General features: G+C 51.1%; 16 protein-coding genes, 3 tRNA genes and 1 pseudogene. 13 read left to right on the top strand and 7 right to left on the bottom strand.

Features of this window, described 5'->3' with window-relative positions:
• Positions 1 to 231, top strand: a pseudogene (locus AC1DUO_RS21000) (IS4 family transposase); the annotation flags it as partial.
• A gap of 47 nt (positions 232 to 278) precedes the next feature.
• Here the strand turns inward: AC1DUO_RS21000 and AC1DUO_RS20995 are convergent.
• The 3 genes from AC1DUO_RS20995 to mutH all read right to left on the bottom strand — a co-directional run bounded on the left by AC1DUO_RS20995 (position 279) and on the right by mutH (position 2,495).
• Positions 279 to 1,319: an NADP(H)-dependent aldo-keto reductase gene (locus tag AC1DUO_RS20995; protein ID WP_013574159.1), complete on the bottom strand. Its 1,041-nt coding sequence runs from the start codon at positions 1,317 to 1,319 to the stop codon at positions 279 to 281.
• A 184-nt stretch (positions 1,320 to 1,503) separates the two neighbouring features.
• Positions 1,504 to 1,722 (bottom strand): YgdI/YgdR family lipoprotein, encoded by a 219-nt coding sequence (locus AC1DUO_RS20990; protein ID WP_477988582.1) that lies wholly within the window; start codon positions 1,720 to 1,722, stop codon positions 1,504 to 1,506.
• A gap of 86 nt (positions 1,723 to 1,808) precedes the next feature.
• Positions 1,809 to 2,495 carry a DNA mismatch repair endonuclease MutH gene (gene mutH, locus AC1DUO_RS20985; RefSeq protein ID WP_013574161.1) on the bottom strand — a complete coding sequence of 229 codons (687 nt, stop codon included), beginning with the start codon at positions 2,493 to 2,495 and terminating at the stop codon, positions 1,809 to 1,811.
• A 695-nt stretch (positions 2,496 to 3,190) separates the two neighbouring features.
• Between mutH and rppH the strand changes: the two genes are divergently transcribed.
• The 9 genes from rppH (at position 3,191) to ptrA (ending at position 13,157) form a co-directional block, all read left to right on the top strand.
• Positions 3,191 to 3,718 (top strand): RNA pyrophosphohydrolase, encoded by a 528-nt coding sequence (gene rppH / locus AC1DUO_RS20980; RefSeq protein WP_013574162.1) that lies wholly within the window; start codon positions 3,191 to 3,193, stop codon positions 3,716 to 3,718.
• A gap of 11 nt (positions 3,719 to 3,729) precedes the next feature.
• Complete coding sequence (gene ptsP / locus AC1DUO_RS20975; RefSeq protein WP_013574163.1) at positions 3,730 to 5,976, top strand: phosphoenolpyruvate--protein phosphotransferase; 2,247 nt, start codon at positions 3,730 to 3,732, stop codon at positions 5,974 to 5,976.
• A gap of 182 nt (positions 5,977 to 6,158) precedes the next feature.
• Positions 6,159 to 7,028 carry a prolipoprotein diacylglyceryl transferase gene (lgt, locus tag AC1DUO_RS20970; protein WP_013574164.1) on the top strand — a complete coding sequence of 290 codons (870 nt, stop codon included), beginning with the start codon at positions 6,159 to 6,161 and terminating at the stop codon, positions 7,026 to 7,028.
• A gap of 6 nt (positions 7,029 to 7,034) precedes the next feature.
• Positions 7,035 to 7,829 (top strand): thymidylate synthase, encoded by a 795-nt coding sequence (thyA, locus tag AC1DUO_RS20965; RefSeq protein ID WP_013574165.1) that lies wholly within the window; start codon positions 7,035 to 7,037, stop codon positions 7,827 to 7,829.
• Between the two features lie 281 nt (positions 7,830 to 8,110).
• Entirely contained in the window at positions 8,111 to 8,572 is a 462-nt protein-coding gene (locus AC1DUO_RS20960; RefSeq protein WP_013574166.1) for a prepilin peptidase-dependent protein, read from the top strand.
• Positions 8,563 to 9,150 carry a prepilin peptidase-dependent protein gene (locus AC1DUO_RS20955; protein ID WP_013574167.1) on the top strand — a complete coding sequence of 196 codons (588 nt, stop codon included), beginning with the start codon at positions 8,563 to 8,565 and terminating at the stop codon, positions 9,148 to 9,150. Before AC1DUO_RS20960 ends, AC1DUO_RS20955 begins: the two co-directional genes overlap by 10 nt.
• Positions 9,147 to 9,632, top strand: coding sequence for a YgdB family protein (locus tag AC1DUO_RS20950; protein ID WP_228389040.1), 486 nt, complete (start codon positions 9,147 to 9,149; stop codon positions 9,630 to 9,632). Before AC1DUO_RS20955 ends, AC1DUO_RS20950 begins: the two co-directional genes overlap by 4 nt.
• Positions 9,625 to 9,969 (top strand): prepilin-type N-terminal cleavage/methylation domain-containing protein, encoded by a 345-nt coding sequence (locus tag AC1DUO_RS20945; RefSeq protein WP_153376604.1) that lies wholly within the window; start codon positions 9,625 to 9,627, stop codon positions 9,967 to 9,969. The genes AC1DUO_RS20950 and AC1DUO_RS20945 overlap by 8 nt, the downstream gene beginning before the upstream one ends.
• A 302-nt stretch (positions 9,970 to 10,271) precedes the next feature.
• A complete protein-coding gene (gene ptrA, locus AC1DUO_RS20940; protein WP_448311803.1) occupies positions 10,272 to 13,157 on the top strand; it encodes a pitrilysin in 2,886 nt (961 codons plus the stop codon).
• A gap of 76 nt (positions 13,158 to 13,233) precedes the next feature.
• Here ptrA and argA read toward each other — a convergent pair whose 3' ends face one another.
• Positions 13,234 to 14,559 (bottom strand): amino-acid N-acetyltransferase, encoded by a 1,326-nt coding sequence (gene argA / locus AC1DUO_RS20935; RefSeq protein WP_013574171.1) that lies wholly within the window; start codon positions 14,557 to 14,559, stop codon positions 13,234 to 13,236.
• A gap of 228 nt (positions 14,560 to 14,787) precedes the next feature.
• On the opposite strand from argA, the gene amiC reads away from it, so the two are divergent.
• Entirely contained in the window at positions 14,788 to 16,038 is a 1,251-nt protein-coding gene (gene amiC / locus AC1DUO_RS20930) for an N-acetylmuramoyl-L-alanine amidase AmiC (protein WP_119261288.1), read from the top strand.
• A 100-nt stretch (positions 16,039 to 16,138) separates the two neighbouring features.
• On the opposite strand, the gene AC1DUO_RS20925 is transcribed toward amiC, so the two are convergent.
• The 3 genes from AC1DUO_RS20925 to AC1DUO_RS20915 form a co-directional block, all read right to left on the bottom strand.
• A tRNA-Met gene (locus tag AC1DUO_RS20925) sits at positions 16,139 to 16,215 on the bottom strand.
• Between the two features lie 73 nt (positions 16,216 to 16,288).
• Positions 16,289 to 16,365 (bottom strand) — tRNA-Met (locus AC1DUO_RS20920).
• A 62-nt stretch (positions 16,366 to 16,427) separates the two neighbouring features.
• Positions 16,428 to 16,504, bottom strand: a tRNA-Met gene (locus AC1DUO_RS20915).
• Between the two features lie 219 nt (positions 16,505 to 16,723).
• Between AC1DUO_RS20915 and mltA the strand changes: the two genes are divergently transcribed.
• Complete coding sequence (mltA, locus tag AC1DUO_RS20910; protein ID WP_013574173.1) at positions 16,724 to 17,836, top strand: murein transglycosylase A; 1,113 nt, start codon at positions 16,724 to 16,726, stop codon at positions 17,834 to 17,836.
• A 45-nt stretch (positions 17,837 to 17,881) separates the two neighbouring features.
• On the top strand, positions 17,882 to 18,527 hold a 646-nt coding region (gene tcdA / locus AC1DUO_RS20905), incomplete at its 3' end, for a tRNA cyclic N6-threonylcarbamoyladenosine(37) synthase TcdA (RefSeq protein ID WP_477988576.1).

The raw sequence follows: 18,527 nt of genomic DNA, 5'->3' as shown, positions 1-18,527 counted from the left end.
GATTATCTGCCTTATCAGCTGAGTTTTAGCGGTGCAGTGTCGGAGATATTACGGTTGTTAATCGGGCTGCCGTGGGCATCAGCGGGAGCCATCCCGGGTCATCTGAAGCATTTTTACAGCAACGCAGCGATGCTAAAGCTGCCCTCGAGGCGTGAGCGTGAATATGCGAGGGAAGTGAGAGAAAAAAGGTCAAAATATCCCTTAAAAAACAATGCCGGTCACCTTAAGTGACCGGCATTAGGCGCTCAGCGCCCTTTTTTGTTGCCTGCAATCAGGATTTACGGCGCAGGAATGGTGAAGCGTTTGTGGATGTTTTCCAGATCAGCGAGGATTTCCTCATCGAGTGTCAGATCCTGACTGTCGATGTTGATCTTCAGTTGTTCCATTGTGGTTGCGCCCAGCAGCGTGCTGGCCACGAACGGTTGCTGACGCACAAAGGCCAGCGCCATCTGAGAAGGATCCAGATTACGTTTCTTCGCCAGCGCGACATATTCAGCAATCGCCGCTTCAGCCTGCGGTGATGAGTAACGGGTGAAACGACTGAACAACGTATTACGCGCCCCGGCCGGTTTCGCACCGTTAAGGTATTTACCGCTCAGCGTGCCGAATGCCAGGCTGGAATAGGCCAGCAGTTCAACCCCTTCGTGCTGACTGATCTCCGACAAACCGATTTCAAAGCTGCGGTTCAGCAGGCTGTAGGGGTTTTGAATCGAAACGATACGCGGCAAATCATGTTTCTCCGCCAGTTGCAGGTAACGCATCACGCCCCACGGGGTTTCGTTAGAAACGCCGATATAGCGAATTTTACCGGCACGAACCTGTTCATTCAGCGCTTCCAGCGTTTCCAGCAAGGTAACCGGAGACTGCTCTTCGGTGTACTGATAACTCAGTTTGCCAAAGAAGTTGGTCTGACGCTGTGGCCAGTGCAACTGATAAAGATCCAGATAATCCGTATTCAGACGTTGCAAACTGGCATCCAGCGCCGCGCGGATATTTTTGCGATCCAGCATCTGAGCCGGACGAATAGCGTTGTCATTACCGCGGGAAGGCCCGGAGACTTTGCTCGCCAGAACAATTTTCTCACGGTTGCCACGGGCTTTCAGCCAGCTGCCGATATAGCTTTCCGTCAGCCCCTGGGTTTCAGGACGCGGCGGAACGGGATACATCTCTGCGGTATCAATCAGGTTGATGCCCGCCGCAACGGCGTAATCGAGTTGCTGGTGGGCGTCGGCTTCGCTGTTTTGTTCACCAAAAGTCATGGTGCCAAGTCCCAGTAAGCTCACTTCTAAAGAACTGTGGGGTATACGGTGATATTGCATTGCCGGTCTTCCTTTATATCTGAGAATGTCAGCCTGTTAGAAAAAGCGCCTTAACTGACTATATACAAGGCTGGCAGATGGGGGAAGTGGCAGTGTGTGCGGGAGGAACGACGCGGTCGGTGGATAAAATAACAAAGAGCCAGTCCTGATAACTGGCTCTGCGACGGGTTAAGAAGCGTAATGCTTAACGCTTCATCACCTGGCTGACATTGTCATTATCGATCTGGCGGTCGTTGCCTTGTTCGTCTGTGTAACTCAGCAGTCCGGTAGATTTATCCAGCTTAGGTTTACCATCAGTCAGGATCATATTGCCGTCTTTGGTTGAGATCACATAATCGCTGGCACAGCCCGCGAGGCTCAACACCACAAKCGCAGCACCGACCGCCATTAAAGTTTTCTTCATCATCGTTAACGTTCCTTTTTGTTGTACCGAAGATATTCACATTTAGCGTAGCAAACTATCCCGCAGGCAGCGGGAAATGATATCGGTTAAAGCTGAAAATGGCGGGCCAGAAGCGCCGCCGTAAAACGCTTTTTCAAATAGAAGCCGCGCGGCAGCGTCAAAATGGGTTGCCCTGACTCTCCGATCGCTTCCGTCAGCGCTTTGCTGTTGGCAGCTTTGGGGCGAATTTGCAGGTATTCCCCATGTCGGGCTGTGATGCTTTCGACTTTACCCAGAACAATCAAATCCATCAGTTCTTCCCAGTCCTGACGCAGTTGCTCATCTTCTTCCTCAGAGGGTTGCCATAATAAAGGCGCCCCGATGTGGCGCTCAGCCAGGGGGATCTGGCGCTCACCTTCGACCGGTATCCACAAAACTCGCGCCAGTTTATGGCGCACATGGCTGTTTTCCCACGTCACACCGCTGTTACCGGTTAACGGGGCAACGCAGACAAATGTGGTTTCCAGCGGCCTGCCACGGGAATCAATTGGGATCGTTTTCAGCTCAATGCCAATATCAGCGAAATCCTGCTCCGGTTTACTTCCTGCAATGGCGCCGAGATACACCTCAAGCAACATACCGACCCAGCCTTTCTCCCGTTTAAGGTTCTCAGGAATGGGCAGGCCAGCGTGAGCGGCCAGTTCACCCAGCGTATGACCCGCCAGCGATTGTGCGCGGTGCAACAGTTGCTGTTCGTTGTGCGGAGGCTGGGTGGCAGGTAAAGGAATAGACATAAAAAAACAACGCTCACTCAATAGATTAAATTTCGTACTGCTTTTGTCATGCACAGTGAATAAAAACTTATTCCTGTGGAGCAATGAAATAATAGCATGATTTGTCTTAGTTTTTTTTCAGGTTTCTGACTTCTTTTGCGCCTTAACGATTAGGTTGATCACCTGTTGAAGGCGACAATGAACAGGATCTTCCACCTACTTATCCACAGATTTCTTGGATAACCCTGCCTGAATTCGATCACTGGTTCGATTTACAGGCTTGACGGGAGGGGTTTTATCCAATTTTTGGGGCAATGACGTCAACTTTTAGACGATCGCTGTGGATAAAAACAACATTGGTGGATCTTTCGCCAGATCACTTGAAGGTGTGAGATAACTCTCATTTTTAACCGTGGGATAACTCTGTTTAATGTGAATAACTATTTGTTTTTACAAGTTTTTATCGGAGCATGTTTTCCCGGTAAAAATAAGTTAAGAAGAGTTTTACCCTGCTTACTCTGAAGTTCTTCACATACCTATCCACAGAAAAAGTGAATAAAATCGCAGGTGATTTTTAAAATCTGTTTATAACTTGGCGTATAACTGTGAGTTATCCCATTTTTATTCATGCTGATCGGTATTAACCAGTGGTTTACCGCCTGTTGGTAGTATGAAACAATCAGTACATCTATGAGTTTAGCTATTGGGGTAGTCCGGTGATCGATGATGATGGCTACCGCCCGAATGTTGGTATTGTAATCTGTGACAAGCAGGGTCAGGTGTTGTGGGCCAGACGATACGGCCAGCACTCCTGGCAGTTTCCACAAGGGGGCATAAACCCTGGTGAAACCGCTGAGCAGGCCATGTACCGCGAGCTGTTTGAGGAAGTGGGGCTTGGCCGTAAAGATGTCCGTATTCTGGCTTCAACCCGTAACTGGTTACGTTATAAATTGCCAAAACGTTTGGTGCGTTGGGACACAAAGCCGGTTTGTATCGGCCAAAAGCAAAAATGGTTCTTGCTGCAACTGATGTGTAACGATGCTGATATCAATATGCAGCGCAGCAGTACGCCTGAATTTGATGGCTGGCGTTGGGTGAGTTTCTGGTATCCGGTTCGTCAGGTGGTGTCATTTAAGCGCGATGTTTACCGGCGTGTAATGAAAGAGTTTTCCACCACGATTATGCCGATGCAGGAAGTCTCCCTTCCCAGGACATCGCCCGCCTATCGTCGTAAAAGAGGCTAAGTCACGAAGAGATGCTCACGCGTTTGCGAGAAATTGTTGAAAAGGTAGCAATGGCGTCCAGCCTCAATGATGCGCTGGACGTACTGGTCAACGAAACCTGCCTGGCGATGGACACGGAAGTCTGTTCCGTCTATCTCGCTGACAATGACCGCCGTTGTTATTACCTGATGGCGACGCGAGGTTTGAAAAAACCTCGCGGGCGGACTATTACGCTGGCGTTTGATCAGGGGATTGTGGGTCTGGTAGGGCGTCTGGCTGAGCCCATTAACCTTGCCGATGCGCAGAGCCATCCCAGTTTTAAATATATCCCCGCCGTAAAAGAAGATCTTTTCCGATCCTTCCTGGGTGTGCCGATCATTCACCGCCGTCAGTTGCTGGGTGTGCTGGTTATTCAGCAACGCGAACACCGGCAGTTCGACGAAAGTGAAGAGTCGTTTATGGTCACGCTCGCCACTCAGCTGGCGGCGATCCTTTCTCAGGCACAGCTTAATGTGCTTTACGGGCGCTTTCGCCAGACGCGCGTTCGTGCACTTGCCGCATCGCCGGGTGTGGCCATCGGTATCGGCTGGCAGGACAGCTCGCAACCTTCGCTCGATCACGTTTATATGGCGTCTACGCTGGATACCGTCCGTGAACGCGAACGTCTGACCCGGGCCCTGGAAGACGCCGGTGCTGAGTTCCGCCGTTTCAGTAAACGTTTCGCGGCGAGTGCGCAGAAAGAAAGCGCGGCGATTTTTGACCTCTACTCTCACCTTCTTAATGATGCACGCCTCAAGCGTGAACTGTTCGCTCAAATAGATCAGGGCGCCGTCGCGGAATGGGCAGTTAAAAAGGTCGTGGAAGAGTTTGCGGCGCAGTTTGCCAGCTTGCAGGATACCTATCTGCGTGAGCGTGGCAGCGATTTACGTGCGCTGGGCCAGCGGCTGGTTTTCCATCTTGATGATACGATTCAGGGCAACACACAGTGGCCGGAACGTTTTATTCTGGTTGCCGACGAACTGACCGCTACTTTGCTGGCCGAAATGCCGCAGGACCGGCTGGCAGGTGTGGTAGTTCGTGATGGTGCAGCCAACTCGCATGCGGCGATTTTGGTCCGTGCGATGGGCGTGCCGACCGTGATGGGCGCCGATATTCAGCCTGCACTGCTCAGCCAGCGACAGCTGATTGTCGATGGTTATCGCGGTGAACTGCTGATTGATCCGGAAGCCGTACTGGTCACGGAATACACGCGGCTGATCAGCGAAGAAATGGAGCTGAGTCAGAAGGCTGAAGATGATGTTGAGCAACCTGCAGCGCTGAAAAGCGGTGAGCGGGTGAAAGTGATGCTCAACGCCGGTCTGAGTGCTGACCATGAAAAATTGTTCGGCAGCCGCGTTGACGGCGTCGGGCTGTATCGCACCGAAATTCCTTTCATGTTGCAAAGCGGCTTCCCTTCTGAAGAAGAGCAGGTCGCGCAATATCAGGGCATGTTGCAGTTGTTTCCGCAAAAGCCGGTGACATTGCGAACGCTGGATATCGGCTCTGATAAACAGCTGCCTTATATGCCGATCAGCGAGGAAAACCCTTGTCTGGGCTGGCGCGGTATTCGTATTACTCTCGATCAGCCTGAAATTTTCCTGATTCAGGTTCGCGCGATGCTGCGTGCCAATGCTGCGACCGGAAATCTCGGTATTCTGCTGCCGATGGTTACCAGCCTTGAAGAGATTGATGAGGCACGTCGTTTAATCGATCGTGCGGGACGTGAAGTGGAAGAACAGTTGGGTTACGAGCTGCCACACACGCGTCTTGGCGTAATGATCGAAGTCCCATCAATGGTCTTTATGTTGCCTGCATTGGCCGGAAGAGTGGAATTTATTTCCGTCGGTACCAACGATCTGACGCAATATCTGCTCGCTGTTGATCGCAACAATACCCGCGTTGCCGGGCTGTATGACAGCCTGCATCCGGCGATGCTGCGGGTGCTCAAACAAATTGTCACCACCGCTGAGGTTGCCGGGCTGGATGTCAGCTTATGCGGCGAGATGGCGGGTGACCCGATGGGCGCGTTACTGCTTACCGGCATGGGCTTTCGTAATCTCAGTATGAACGGGCGCAGTGTTGCCCGTGTAAAATACCTGCTTCGCCGTATCGAACTTCATGATGCCGAAGAGCTTGCCGGTCGGGTGCTGCAGGCGCATTTTACGACGGACGTTCGTCATATGACCGCTGCTTTTATGGAAAGACGCGGGTTGGGCGGCCTGATCCGTGGTGGTAAATAAGCACCAGAGTTGATGCTTTGTACCGTATTACTCCCATCCTGCTCGCTTTCCGGCACAGGATGAGATGATTTTTTACAGAACTTTTCCAGCGGCTTAGCCCCGGAAAACCTTCCGGCTATGCTACTATTCGCTCCCTGCTGGCCCCTGAACGGGCAATAATCATAAACAATTTGTGGTGATAGATGAGCAACAGCTATCTGGCGTTTCCCCAGTTTGATCCGGTGATTTTCTCAATCGGACCGGTATCTCTCCACTGGTACGGACTGATGTACTTAGTTGGTTTTGTCTTCGCGATGTGGCTGGCAGTACGCCGTGCCAATAAGCCAGGCAGCGGCTGGACAAAAGATGAAGTTGAAAACTTGCTGTATGCTGGTTTCCTGGGGGTATTCCTCGGTGGTCGTATCGGTTACGTTTTCTTCTACAACCTGCCTTTATTCCTCGATAATCCGCTTTATCTTTTCAAGGTCTGGGATGGCGGCATGTCTTTCCACGGCGGCCTGATTGGCGTAATCGTGGTCATGCTGATTTTCGCCCATCGAACCAAACGCAACTTCTTCCAGGTTTCCGACTTTATCGCTCCGCTGATCCCGTTTGGACTTGGCGCAGGTCGTTTGGGTAACTTCATTAATGGTGAACTCTGGGGCCGTGTGACCACAGATGTGCCATGGGCAATGCTGTTCCCGGGATCCCGTCAGGAAGATATCGCCATTGCTGCCGCTGACCCTAAATGGCAGCCTTTGTTGAACCAGTACGGCGTATTACCGCGCCATCCTTCCCAGCTGTATGAACTGCTGCTTGAAGGCATCGTGCTATTCATCATTCTGAACATATTCATCCGTAAATCACGCCCGATGGGCGCGGTATCAGGCTTGTTCCTGATCGGATATGGCTTATTCCGTATTATCGTTGAACACTACCGTCAGCCGGATGCACAGCTCGGTCTGTTCGACGGGATCATCAGCATGGGGCAGGTTCTGTCCATTCCAATGGTTGTCATTGGCCTGATTGTGATGGTCTGGGCATATCGCCGTCCGCAGAAACAATTGTCGTGAGGTAACATGAAACAGTATCTGGATTTAATGCAGAAAGTGCTCGATGAGGGCACCCCTAAAGCCGACCGTACCGGTACAGGCACGCTGTCGATTTTTGGTCATCAGATGCGTTTCAACTTGCAGGAAGGTTTCCCGCTGGTCACCACCAAACGCTGTCACTTGCGCTCAATCATTCATGAACTCCTGTGGTTCCTGAAAGGTGAAACTAACATCGCCTATCTGCGTGAAAATAATGTCAGCATCTGGGATGAGTGGGCAGATGAGAATGGCGACCTCGGCCCGGTTTACGGCAAGCAATGGCGTGCCTGGGGCGCGGCTGACGGCAGGCAAATCGACCAACTGGCGAGCGTTGTTGAACAGCTGAAAAAAGACCCGGATTCACGCCGCATTATCGTGTCGGCGTGGAATGTGGGTGAACTGGATCAGATGGCGCTGGCACCTTGCCACGCTTTCTTCCAGTTCTATGTGGCCGACGGGAAACTGTCTTGTCAGTTGTATCAGCGTTCATGCGACGTTTTCCTCGGACTGCCGTTTAACATCGCCAGCTACGCGCTGCTGGTGCATATGATGGCGCAGCAATGTGATCTGGAAGTCGGTGATTTTGTCTGGACCGGTGGTGATACACATCTGTACAGCAACCATATGGAACAGACACATCTGCAACTGACGCGTGAGCCTCGTGCATTGCCAAAACTTGTCATTAAACGCAAACCTGCCTCCCTGTTTGATTACAACTTCGAAGATTTCGAGATTGAAGGGTACGATCCGCATCCCGCAATCAAAGCGCCGGTCGCGATCTGATTCCTTGTTTTTACCGCCTGACAGCACTGTCAGGCGGCCATTTCCCTTTTATCCGGCTTTCCCTCTGCTCCACTTTTTACGCCTTTTACTGACGATTCCAATCCCGATTTACATCCCGATGCTATCCCTGCGAGACATCACGCAACTTATTTGTCGCGTGGATTTCGTTGCACCGATAGTTCTCACGACATCCTGGAAAAAATGACTCTCCCAGTGGCGGAAAAAATCTAAATGCCTATTTTGGCCGCATGAAAACATTTGAGCGGGCAGGGGAAGAGGGAATGTCGCTGATAGAAATGATGGTTGTTGTGACTTTGGTCGCCATGTGCACATTGTGGGGAATCCACACCTGGCGCGATTATCAGCAGGCATTAAAGCTTGAGCAATCTGCGCAGCAACTGCGTTTGTATTTGTACGGGGTGCAGGCCGAAGCCAATAATTACAATCGTTCTGCTGTCTTATGGGGCATTGCCGGTGCTAATGGATGTGTGGGTAGCGGAACCCGCCCTTCAGGTTGTCATAATGCCGTGGGTAAAATATTCGCCATCAATGAACCCGGTGTGGAGTTACTCGCTGTCAGTGAAAAAACCATGGGTTTTTACGGCCTGCGTAATGCCGCACTTGCCGGACATATCACACTAAAAAATTCAGCGGGTAGTTTGCGAATCGTACTTTCTGTCAGAGGACGGTTACGTACGTGTAGTGAAAATCAGCCTTTACTGAGTATCGGCTTATGCCAGTGAATTTAGCCCGTTGTCAGGGATTCACGCTGCCTGAAGTCATGATTGCGATGGGGATTGGCAGCATGCTGATGCTCAGTGCCGCGCAAATCTATCCGCTGATGCGCCAGAGAAGCCAGAGTCTGGGCCGACATTATCAGCTCGAGCAATTGTTGCGCCAGACTACTTTTGCCATTGGCAAAGATATTCGTCGGGCCGGTTTCTGTAACGGAACCTGCGAGGGTAAATCTGTCATCATCGGCAACGCTGCGGGTGAAGCAACCAGCTCCTGCATCCTTGTTATCTATGACCTGAACCGCAACGGAACATGGGATAAGCCCGGGACGGCGGACTCTGAATACTTTGGTTACCGTTTGCGTCAGGGCGGTATTGAGATCCAGCGCGGGGCGGGTGATTGCAGCAGTGGAGGTTGGGAAAAACTCCTCGACCCTGCTGAAGTCAGCGTGACCCGGTTCGTGGTAACCGAGGTCGCAGCAAGTGGCTCCGGCCGCCTGTATTCTCTGCAACTTGAAGCCAGCTGGAGCAAAAATCCTTTCATCCACCGGCAGGTGACCGAGATGATTGCAGGCCACGTCTTATGACAGCAGCAAAAATGCGCGATTCGTCCAGACAGCGGGGGAGCGCCATGATCCTGAGTATTCTGGTGATGATGGGATTAGGGCTGATTGCCCTTAACTCGCTGCAACAGCAACTTTCCGCCGGGCTTGCGCTGACGTCAAATCAGCACCGCTATGTCATTGCCCGGGAAAATGCAGCCTCAGCATTAGCATGGGGTATCCGCCAGTCATGGAAAGACAGCCGCGAACCTCTCTGGCAGTGCCGGGATGTGCCCGCAGGCCTCATTGTTTCAGGAAGTGGCAGGACGTGTACCCGGCCTTCATTGCGTCAGGATATCTTTCTGGTTCGTGGTGAGGGACGCATAGCTGAAGGCAATGAGCCGGTTATGCAGTATCAGCAAGTCAGTATTAAAAAACAGACTGGTGGAAATCTGATTTTTTCACCGCTGACACAGGGATGGCTGGATTTTTGTCCTGAGGCTGATGAGCAGATCTGCAATGAATGAAAACCACTCAGCACAGCAAGGTTTCAGCCTCACGGAAGCGCTCATCGCCATGTTGTTCTTGTCAGTTTCCATTCTGGGGCTCCTGAATTATTACCAATCACTGAGCAATGGGTTTATGCGTCAGTGGCAGGTTCAGCAGGCGTGGTCAGAAGCACATTCCCAGCTTGAAGCATATTCAGTGGCAGGAAAGGGGACTGAGCCTTTAGCGAAAGATTGGGAATATCGGTTTACAGGCATTTCAGATGCACAATCCTGCAAGCTGGTCACTGCGACAATTCAAACGCCGGCAAAATATCAGGCAATATTGCAGCGCTTAATATGCAATTTTGGCCCCTGAAGTTGTGCCTGTAAGCCGCATATTACCGGACAAAAATACTGTTAAGCCACTTGCAATGGCGGGCTAACAGCTTAGAGTGGTTTAACAGGGTTATTTTTCCCTATAGGGAGTAATTGGCTTTATGGTTAAAACGTGACGGAACATAGGAAGAAAATCCCGATTCGATTTTTTTCACAACTATCCTGTTTCTGCGGGGGCTTAGCAGGCTTAACCGCTCAAAACAGCTTGTTGAGGTTCATCTACCGGTGAGCTGTATATTTATTGCCCGTGTGGCACGTTTATTCGATTGAGGGAGAGTGGCAATGTTAAAACACGTTACCCGCATTTCCGGGGTACTGTTGTTATTGACCTTTTGGGCCCCTGTTGTTTCAAGTGCAGCCGACTGGCAGCCTTTTGCACAAGCTATCAATAAAAGTCAGAACGACCCTCGCCAGTATCAGGCAATTAAACTGGCTAATGATATGACCGTCTTGCTGGTTTCTGACTCTCAAGCCCCCAAATCACTCGCCGCGCTCGCCATTCCTGTCGGTTCGCTGGAGGATCCTGATTCTCAGCTGGGTCTTGCCCACTATACTGAGCACATGTTACTGATGGGCTCGAAGAAATATCCTCAGCCGGAAAGTCTGTCTGAATTCCTTAAGAAACACGGTGGCAGCCACAATGGCAGCACTGCTTCTTACCGTACCGCGTTTTATCTTGAAGTAGAAAACGATGCCATGCCAGAAGCGGTAGATCGCCTTGCAGATGCTATCGGTGAACCGTTGTTAGACCCCGCCAACGGGGACCGTGAGCGTAATGCGGTGAACGCTGAACTGACCATGGCCCGATCACGTGACGGCATGCGGATGGCGCAAGTTCGCGCAGAGACATTAAATCCCAGGCATCCGGCGTCCCGTTTTTCAGGCGGTAACCTGGATACGTTGAAAGATAAACCGGGCAGTAAGCTTCATGATCAGCTGACGGCTTTTTATCAGCGCTACTATTCTGCCAACCTGATGGTCGGTGTGATTTACAGTAATAAACCGTTGCCTGAACTTGCTGAGCTGGCCGCTACAACCTTTGGTCAGATTGCCAATCACCACGCAGCCGTGCCGCCGATTACGGTCCCGACATTAACAGCAGACCAAAAGGGTGAGTTTATCCATTTCGTTCCTGCACAGCCGCGCAAAGAATTACGGGTTGAATTTGCAATTGATAATAATAGTGCCCATTTTCGCAGTAAAACAGACACCTATATCAGCTATCTGATGGGTAACCGCAGCCCGAATACCTTATCAGACTGGTTACAGAAGCAAGGCTATGCCGATGGGATCAGCGCAGGTGCGGACCCGATGGTTAACCGTAATATGGGCGTATTCAATATCTCTGTTTCCCTGACTGATAAGGGACTGGCGCAGCGCGATACGGTTATTGCAGCCATTTTCAACTATCTCAACGAAATACGCGCTCAGGGCATCAAAAAAACCTATTTTGATGAAATTGCCCACGTTATGGCGCTCGACTTCCGCTATCCGGCGCTGACGCGTGATATGGATTATGTCGAATGGCTGGTGGACACCATGTTGCGGGTCCCTGTCGAGCACGTTCTCGACTCACCTTATCTGACTGACCAGTATGACCCCAAAGCGATTGAGGCACGTCTAACAGAAATGACGCCGCAAAATGCGCGTTACTGGATCATCAGTCCGAACGAGCCGCACAATAAAGTGGCCTACTTCGTTAATGCGCCTTATGAAATTGATAAAGTTCCCGCGCAAACCTACTCGCAGTGGCAGACGTTGGGGAAGGGGATTTCGCTGTCGCTGCCGGCGCTGAATCCGTACATTCCTGATTCACTTGCGCTGGTCACTAAAGATTCGACGGCGACGAAACCTCAGCTGCTGGTTGAAGATAAAGGTTTGCGTGTGTTCTACATGCCGAGTCGTTATTTTGCTGATGAGCCTAAAGCCAATGTGACTGTTTCTTTCCGCAATGAGCAGTCGCTCAGCACGGCTAAAAATCAGGTGCTCTATGGCCTGACGGATTACCTCACCGGCGTGGCTTTTGATCAGCTGAGTTATCAGGCATCCATTGGCGGGATCACGTTCGGGACATCTCCGGATAACGGTTTGCAGTTTACTGCCACAGGTTTTACCGAGTGTCTGCCTGATTTACTGGCCGCACTGGTTGATAACTATCCCGATTTCAAACCGACTCAGGAACAGCTTGATCAGGCGAAATCATGGTATCTCGAACGCTTAGCTTCAGCAGATAAAGGAAAAGCGTTTGAGCTGGCGCTGCAACCGGTTCAGTTACTTTCGCGGGTGCCTTACACCGAGCGCAGCGAGCGTGAAAAGCTGGTTTCTGCCATCACACTGGATGATGTGAACGCTTACCGTGAACAACTGGTTCACCATGCTGCCGTGGAAATGATGGTTGTGGGGAACATGACGGCTGATCAGGTTAAAGCGATGTCTCAGCAAATTATGCAAAAGCTGGGCGCGCATGGGACACGGTGGTGGCGCGGAAAGCAGGCTGTAGTGACTCAGCCGCTGAAAGCAAATATCCAGCGTATCGGGACAAGTTCGGACTCAGCACTGGCAGCGGTATATGTTCCCACCGGTTATGATGAAGTTCAGAGCATGGCGTACAGTGCATTGCTGGGACAGATTATTCAGCCATGGTTCTACAGCCAGCTTCGGACACAGGAACAGCTGGGTTATGCCGTGTTTGCTTTCCCTATTCCGGTAGGAAAACAGTGGGGGATTGGTTTCCTGCTGCAAAGTAACAGCAAGCAACCTGACTATCTGTATCAGCGCTATCTGGCATTTTATCAGCAGGCCGAAAAACGTCTGCGTGAAATGAAGGATGATGAGTTTCTGCAATATAAACAGGGACTGGTGCATGAAATGCAGCAAAATCCGCAGACGCTAGATGAGGAAGCCGACCGTCTGGGGAATGATTTCAGTCGCGGAAATCCGCAATTTGATACCCGCACGAATGTGATCCGGGTTATTGCCGGGCTGACTCAAACTCAACTGGCGGATTATTTCGATCAGGCTGTAATGAAGCAGGATGGTCTGGCGATGCTTTCGCAGGTCTCAGGCAACGATAGCAAGATCCCACAATATGCGGTGCCTGAGGGCTTTAAAACCTGGCCTGACACCTCCACGTTGCAACAGGTGCTGGAACCGCACGCGGATAAATAACGTGCTGATGTGCAAAGCAAAATAAAAAGGACGCGAGAGCGTCCTTTTTTACCACGGAGGAAAGGTGGCGAGATTTTTACAGTTCGGCGATCAGTATTTTGGAGCGACGCTGGTAGTTGTACATTTCTTGTTTCTGAATCGGCAACACATCCACTTCTGCTGGCTTGAAGCCACGTTCCTGGAACCAGTGAATACTGCGGGTCGTCAGTACGAACAGCCTGTTCAGCCCCATAAGTTTCGCCTGGCTGGCAACGCGTTGCAGTAACATTTCACCGCGTGAAGAGCTGCGGTAGTCGGGGTGAACCGCCACGCAGGCCATTTCGCCAATCCCTTCATCATGGAAGGGGTAAAGCGCTGCGCAGGCAATGGTCAGGTTATCCCGCTCGATAATGGTAAATTTATCGATTTCCATTTCCAGCTGTTCGCGGGAACGACGCACCAGAATACCCTGTTGCTCCAGCGGCCGGATAAGTTCCAGAATGCCGCCGATGTCGTTGATGGTTGCACGACGCACTTGCTCGGCACTTTCCATCACGATTTGCGTACCAATACCGTCTCGCGAGAACAGTTCCTGAACCAGCGCACCGTCTTCCTGATAACTGATCAGGTGACTGCGACGTACACCACTGCGGCAGGCTTTCACCGCGCCGCGCAGGAAGCGAACGGTGCCGGAAAGATAGTCACCGCTGGATTCCATCTGATCAATTCTTTGCTGTGCATCATTAGGGAACAGTTCGGAAATAATATTACCTTCCTCGTTGATTACCCCCTGAGAAGAGCAGAAGCCGATCATTTTTTCCGCTTTCAGTTTGATTGCTAGTTGTGTCGCTACTTCCTCAGAAGTCAGGTTGAAGCTTTCACCGGTAACCGAAACTGCCACCGGGCCAAGCAAGACAATGGCATTGCTGTCGAGCTGACGGTGAATCGCTTCTTCATCAATACGGCGGATACGGCCGCTGTGACAGTAATCAATACCGTCATCGACGCCCAGCGGTTGAGCAATGATAAAATTGCCGCTGACGACGTTGATGTGCGCACCTTGGAGTGGCGTATTATTCAGACTCATCGAAAGTCGCGCTGTGATATCGAGCTGCAGCAGACCTGCGGCTTGCTTAACCAGCTCGAGCGCGCGGGCATCGGTGACGCGGATGTTTTTATGATAAATCGGTTCGTAATTATGCTCAGAAAGGTTCTCATCAATCTGCGGTCGGGCGCCATAAACAACCACCAGACGGATGCCTAAGCTGTGTAACAGGCCGATATCATTGACAATATTGCTGAAATTCTCATGTTCAATGGCTTCTCCACCGAGCATGACAACGAATGTTTTGCCACGGTGAGCATTTATATAGGGAACTGAGTGGCGAAATCCCTGGACCAGTTCAGTACTACGTTCCTTCACGGCAAAACCTCGTATGAATTTTTATTCGTAATTTTTGTATTTTTATTCTTTTATGGCCCTGTGGCAAGTAAGAAATCTCTGTTTTTGTTTTAACCCTTATCACAAACATACAACAAATTGATAAATAGACTAAATGTTTAGGAATGACATGCAGGATATGATTCGTTAGAATTCGTAAATTGAGTTTTTTATCATCTTTTTTTAACTTTTGGACCTTTTTGAGACTGCATGACTGACGATACTCACAATCCCGGAAGACGACGCCTCCTGCAAACCGTAGCTGCTTCCTGGATGCTCAGCGTGAGTAAAGTAGGTTTTGCGGCCAGCTCACAGGTTATTGCCGTACGCATCTGGCCCTCGTCTACTTATACCCGAATCACCCTCGAATCCAGCACGCCCTTAAAATATAAGCAGTTTCTGCTCAGTGATCCGCCACGCGTTGTGGTGGATATCGAAGGCGTGCATCTCAACAGTGTGCTCAAGGGACTGGGTGAAAAAATCCAGCAAAGTGATCCTTACATCCGGCAGGCGCGGGTGGGGCAGTTTGATACCAAAACGGTGCGTCTGGTGTTTGAGCTAAAGCGTACAATCAATCCGCATGTCTTCACGCTGAAACCGGTCGCTGAATTCCATAACCGGCTGGTGATCGATTTGTATCCGCAAGAAGGTGAGATCAGTGCTCAGGATGATCCGCTGCTGGCGTTACTGGAAGATTACAACCGCGGAGATGTCGCGAGAACATTACCGCCGGAAACGAAGAAAGACGGCCAGGCGGGGCGAAGCCGGCCACTGGTGATTATGCTTGATCCCGGCCATGGCGGTGAAGATCCGGGAGCCATTGGCAAATACAAGACCCGTGAGAAAGATGTCGTGTTGCAGATTGGCCGCAGATTACAGAAGCTGATTGCGCGTGAACCCAATATGAAAGCGCATATGACCCGCAATGAAGACGTGTTTATTCCGCTCAAAGTCCGCGTGGCAAAGGCACGAAAACTGCGGGCAGACCTTTTTATCTCTATCCACGCAGATGCCTTTACCAGTCGGGCAGCAAGAGGCTCATCGGTTTTTGCGTTGTCGACCAAAGGCGCCACCAGTTCCGCAGCACGTTTTCTCGCACAAACGCAGAATGAATCTGACCTGATAGGCGGCGTCAGTAAAAGTGGCGACCGGTATCTGGATCACACGATGTTTGATCTGGTTCAGACGGCAACCATCAGCGATAGCCTGAAATTTGGCAAAGAAGTGCTGACGCGCATGGGAAAGATTAATCATCTGCACAAAAATAAAGTGGATCAGGCCGGATTCGCGGTATTGAAAGCGCCGGATATTCCGTCGATTCTGGTCGAAACGGCGTTTATCAGTAACATTAATGAAGAGAAAAAATTGCGGACTGCGCATTTTCAGCAGCAGGTGGCGGAGTCAATTCTGGCCGGGATCAAAGCGTATTTCGCACAAGGCGGGATGTCGACGATGGGATGAGTCGCGCGGGGGCGGGGTGATTATTCCGCGCTTCGCCGGAATTCAGATACAAAAAAACACCCGTTAGGGTGCCTGATGTTTTTCACTGATTTTTAGTAGTTGGTTGCGGGGGCCGGATTTGAACCGACGACCTTCGGGTTATGAGCCCGACGAGCTACCAGGCTGCTCCACCCCGCGTCCGTCACTACTGTTTACTGCTTTATTTCATCACATTATTCGAACTGAGCATCTTTATGCGTCTGTCTCGAATTGGTTGCGGGGGCCGGATTTGAACCGACGACCTTCGGGTTATGAGCCCGACGAGCTACCAGGCTGCTCCACCCCGCGTCCGTATACTGCTTTAATTCATCGTACAATTCAACCGGGCATTTAATGCATCGATATCGAATTGGTTGCGGGGGCCGGATTTGAACCGACGACCTTCGGGTTATGAGCCCGACGAGCTACCAGGCTGCTCCACCCCGCGTCCGATGGAGGCGAACTATACTCCCCATGAGATTTCGTGCAACCCTTTTTTGAATTTATTCAAATAAAGCACTTAGTTGCTGGCTTTTTATGCACAAAATCGCCGTTTGGTGTTCAATTTGGCTCAGTACACTTTTTTCGGCTGTGGTAATTCCTTTCTGATAGGGCGTTTGTTATCGTTTCGCCAGCCATTTCCCTGAAAGTAAGAGAGCGCGGAATAATGAAAGGACGTTGGAGTAAATATCTGCTGGGTGGTCTGGTGTTAGCGGTGCTGGCGGGGTGTTCTTCGCGACCGACTGACCGGGGCCAGCAGTATAAAGATGGCCGTCTGGATAATGCGCTTGAATATGTGAATGAGCCGAATGCTACAGGCAAGCCGGTAAATGCGCTGGATTACTCTAATCAGGTCGCTGCGGTACAAATTGCCTCTTCTTCTTTATATGGTCGTAATAACACGACATTCCAGGCTGTTGAACAATGGCTGCGCTCCGGGGCTGATACCCGCAATCTTAGCCAGTACGGCATCAGCGCCTATCAGATGGAAGGTGCTGACAATTTTGGTAACGTGCAACTGACCGGCTATTACACGCCAGTTGTGCAGGCGCGCTACACCCGTCAGGGCGAATTCCAGTATCCGCTGTACCGTATGCCGCCTAAACGCGGTCGTCTGCCCGATCGTGCTTCGATTTACTCCGGTGCCCTGAGTGATAACTATGTGGTGGCCTGGACCAACTCCCTGATGGATAACTTTATGATGGAAGTACAGGGCAGCGGTTATGTCGATTACGGCGATGGTCGCCCGTTCATGTTCTTCGGTTATGCGGGCAAGAATGGTCACGCTTACCGCAGTATCGGCAAAGTGCTGATCGACCGCGGTGAAGTGGCGCGTGAGAATATGTCTATGCAGGCGATCCGCCAGTGGGCAGATACTCACAGCCCGGCAGAAGTGCGTGAATTGCTGGAACAGAATCCGTCATTCGTTTTCTTCAAGCCTGAACCTTTCGCGCCAGTTCGCGGTGCCAGCGGTGTGCCGCTGATTGCCAAAGCCTCTGTAGCTTCTGACCGTTCGCTGATCCCGGCGGGTACTACCTTGCTGGCGGAAGTGCCGGAGCTTAACGATAAAGGCAAGTTTACCGGTAAATATCATATGCGTCTGATGGTCGCACTGGATGTTGGTGGTGCGATTAAAGGACAACATTTCGATATGTATCAGGGGATTGGTCCTGACGCTGGCCACTCCGCAGGATTTTATAATCACTATGGACGCGTCTGGGTGTTAAAATCAGCGCAGAACGGCAAGCCGTTGTTCACGGCATACGCGCCATCCAACTAGATTTCAAACGACAAAGTCTTCGAACGCACTGAGGTTTATCTTTTCATGACAGCGACTTACTCCGACGCTTATCAGCAACGTTTTGGCGGAACTGCCCGGCTTTATGGTCAGCAATCGCTGGAGCTGTTCTCGCAGGCGCATATCTSTGTGATTGGTATTGGCGGAGTGGGGTCATGGGCTGCGGAAGCGCTGGCCCGCACCGGTATTGGCGCGATCACGCTGATTGATATGGATGATGTGTGTGTGACCAACACCAACCGTCAAATCCATGCGTTACGTGAAAACGTCGGGCAGGCAAAAACGGAAATTATGGCGCAGCGCATTCTGGCGATTAATCCGGAGTGCAAAGTCACCTGCATTGATGATTTTATTACGCCGGATAACGTGGCGGAGATGCTCGATCAAGGGTTCAGCTATGTCATTGATGCTATCGACAGCGTCCGGCCTAAAGCCGCGCTGCTGGCCTATTGCCGTCGTTATAAAATTCCGGTGGTGACGACGGGCGGTGCGGGTGGTCAGATTGATCCGACCCAAATTGCTGTCGTGGATCTGGCGAAAACCATTCAGGATCCGCTGGCGGCAAAACTGCGTGAACGTCTGAAAAATGATTTCAACGTGGTGAAAAACAGCAAAGGTAAGCTCGGAATTGACTGTGTGTTTTCCAGCGAGCCGCTGATGTACCCATGTACCC

This window comes from Rahnella sp. P4_A8 (assembly GCF_056402435.1).
Note: the sequence above shows the minus strand (reverse complement) of the source record. Positions and strands in the feature narration are given on the sequence as shown.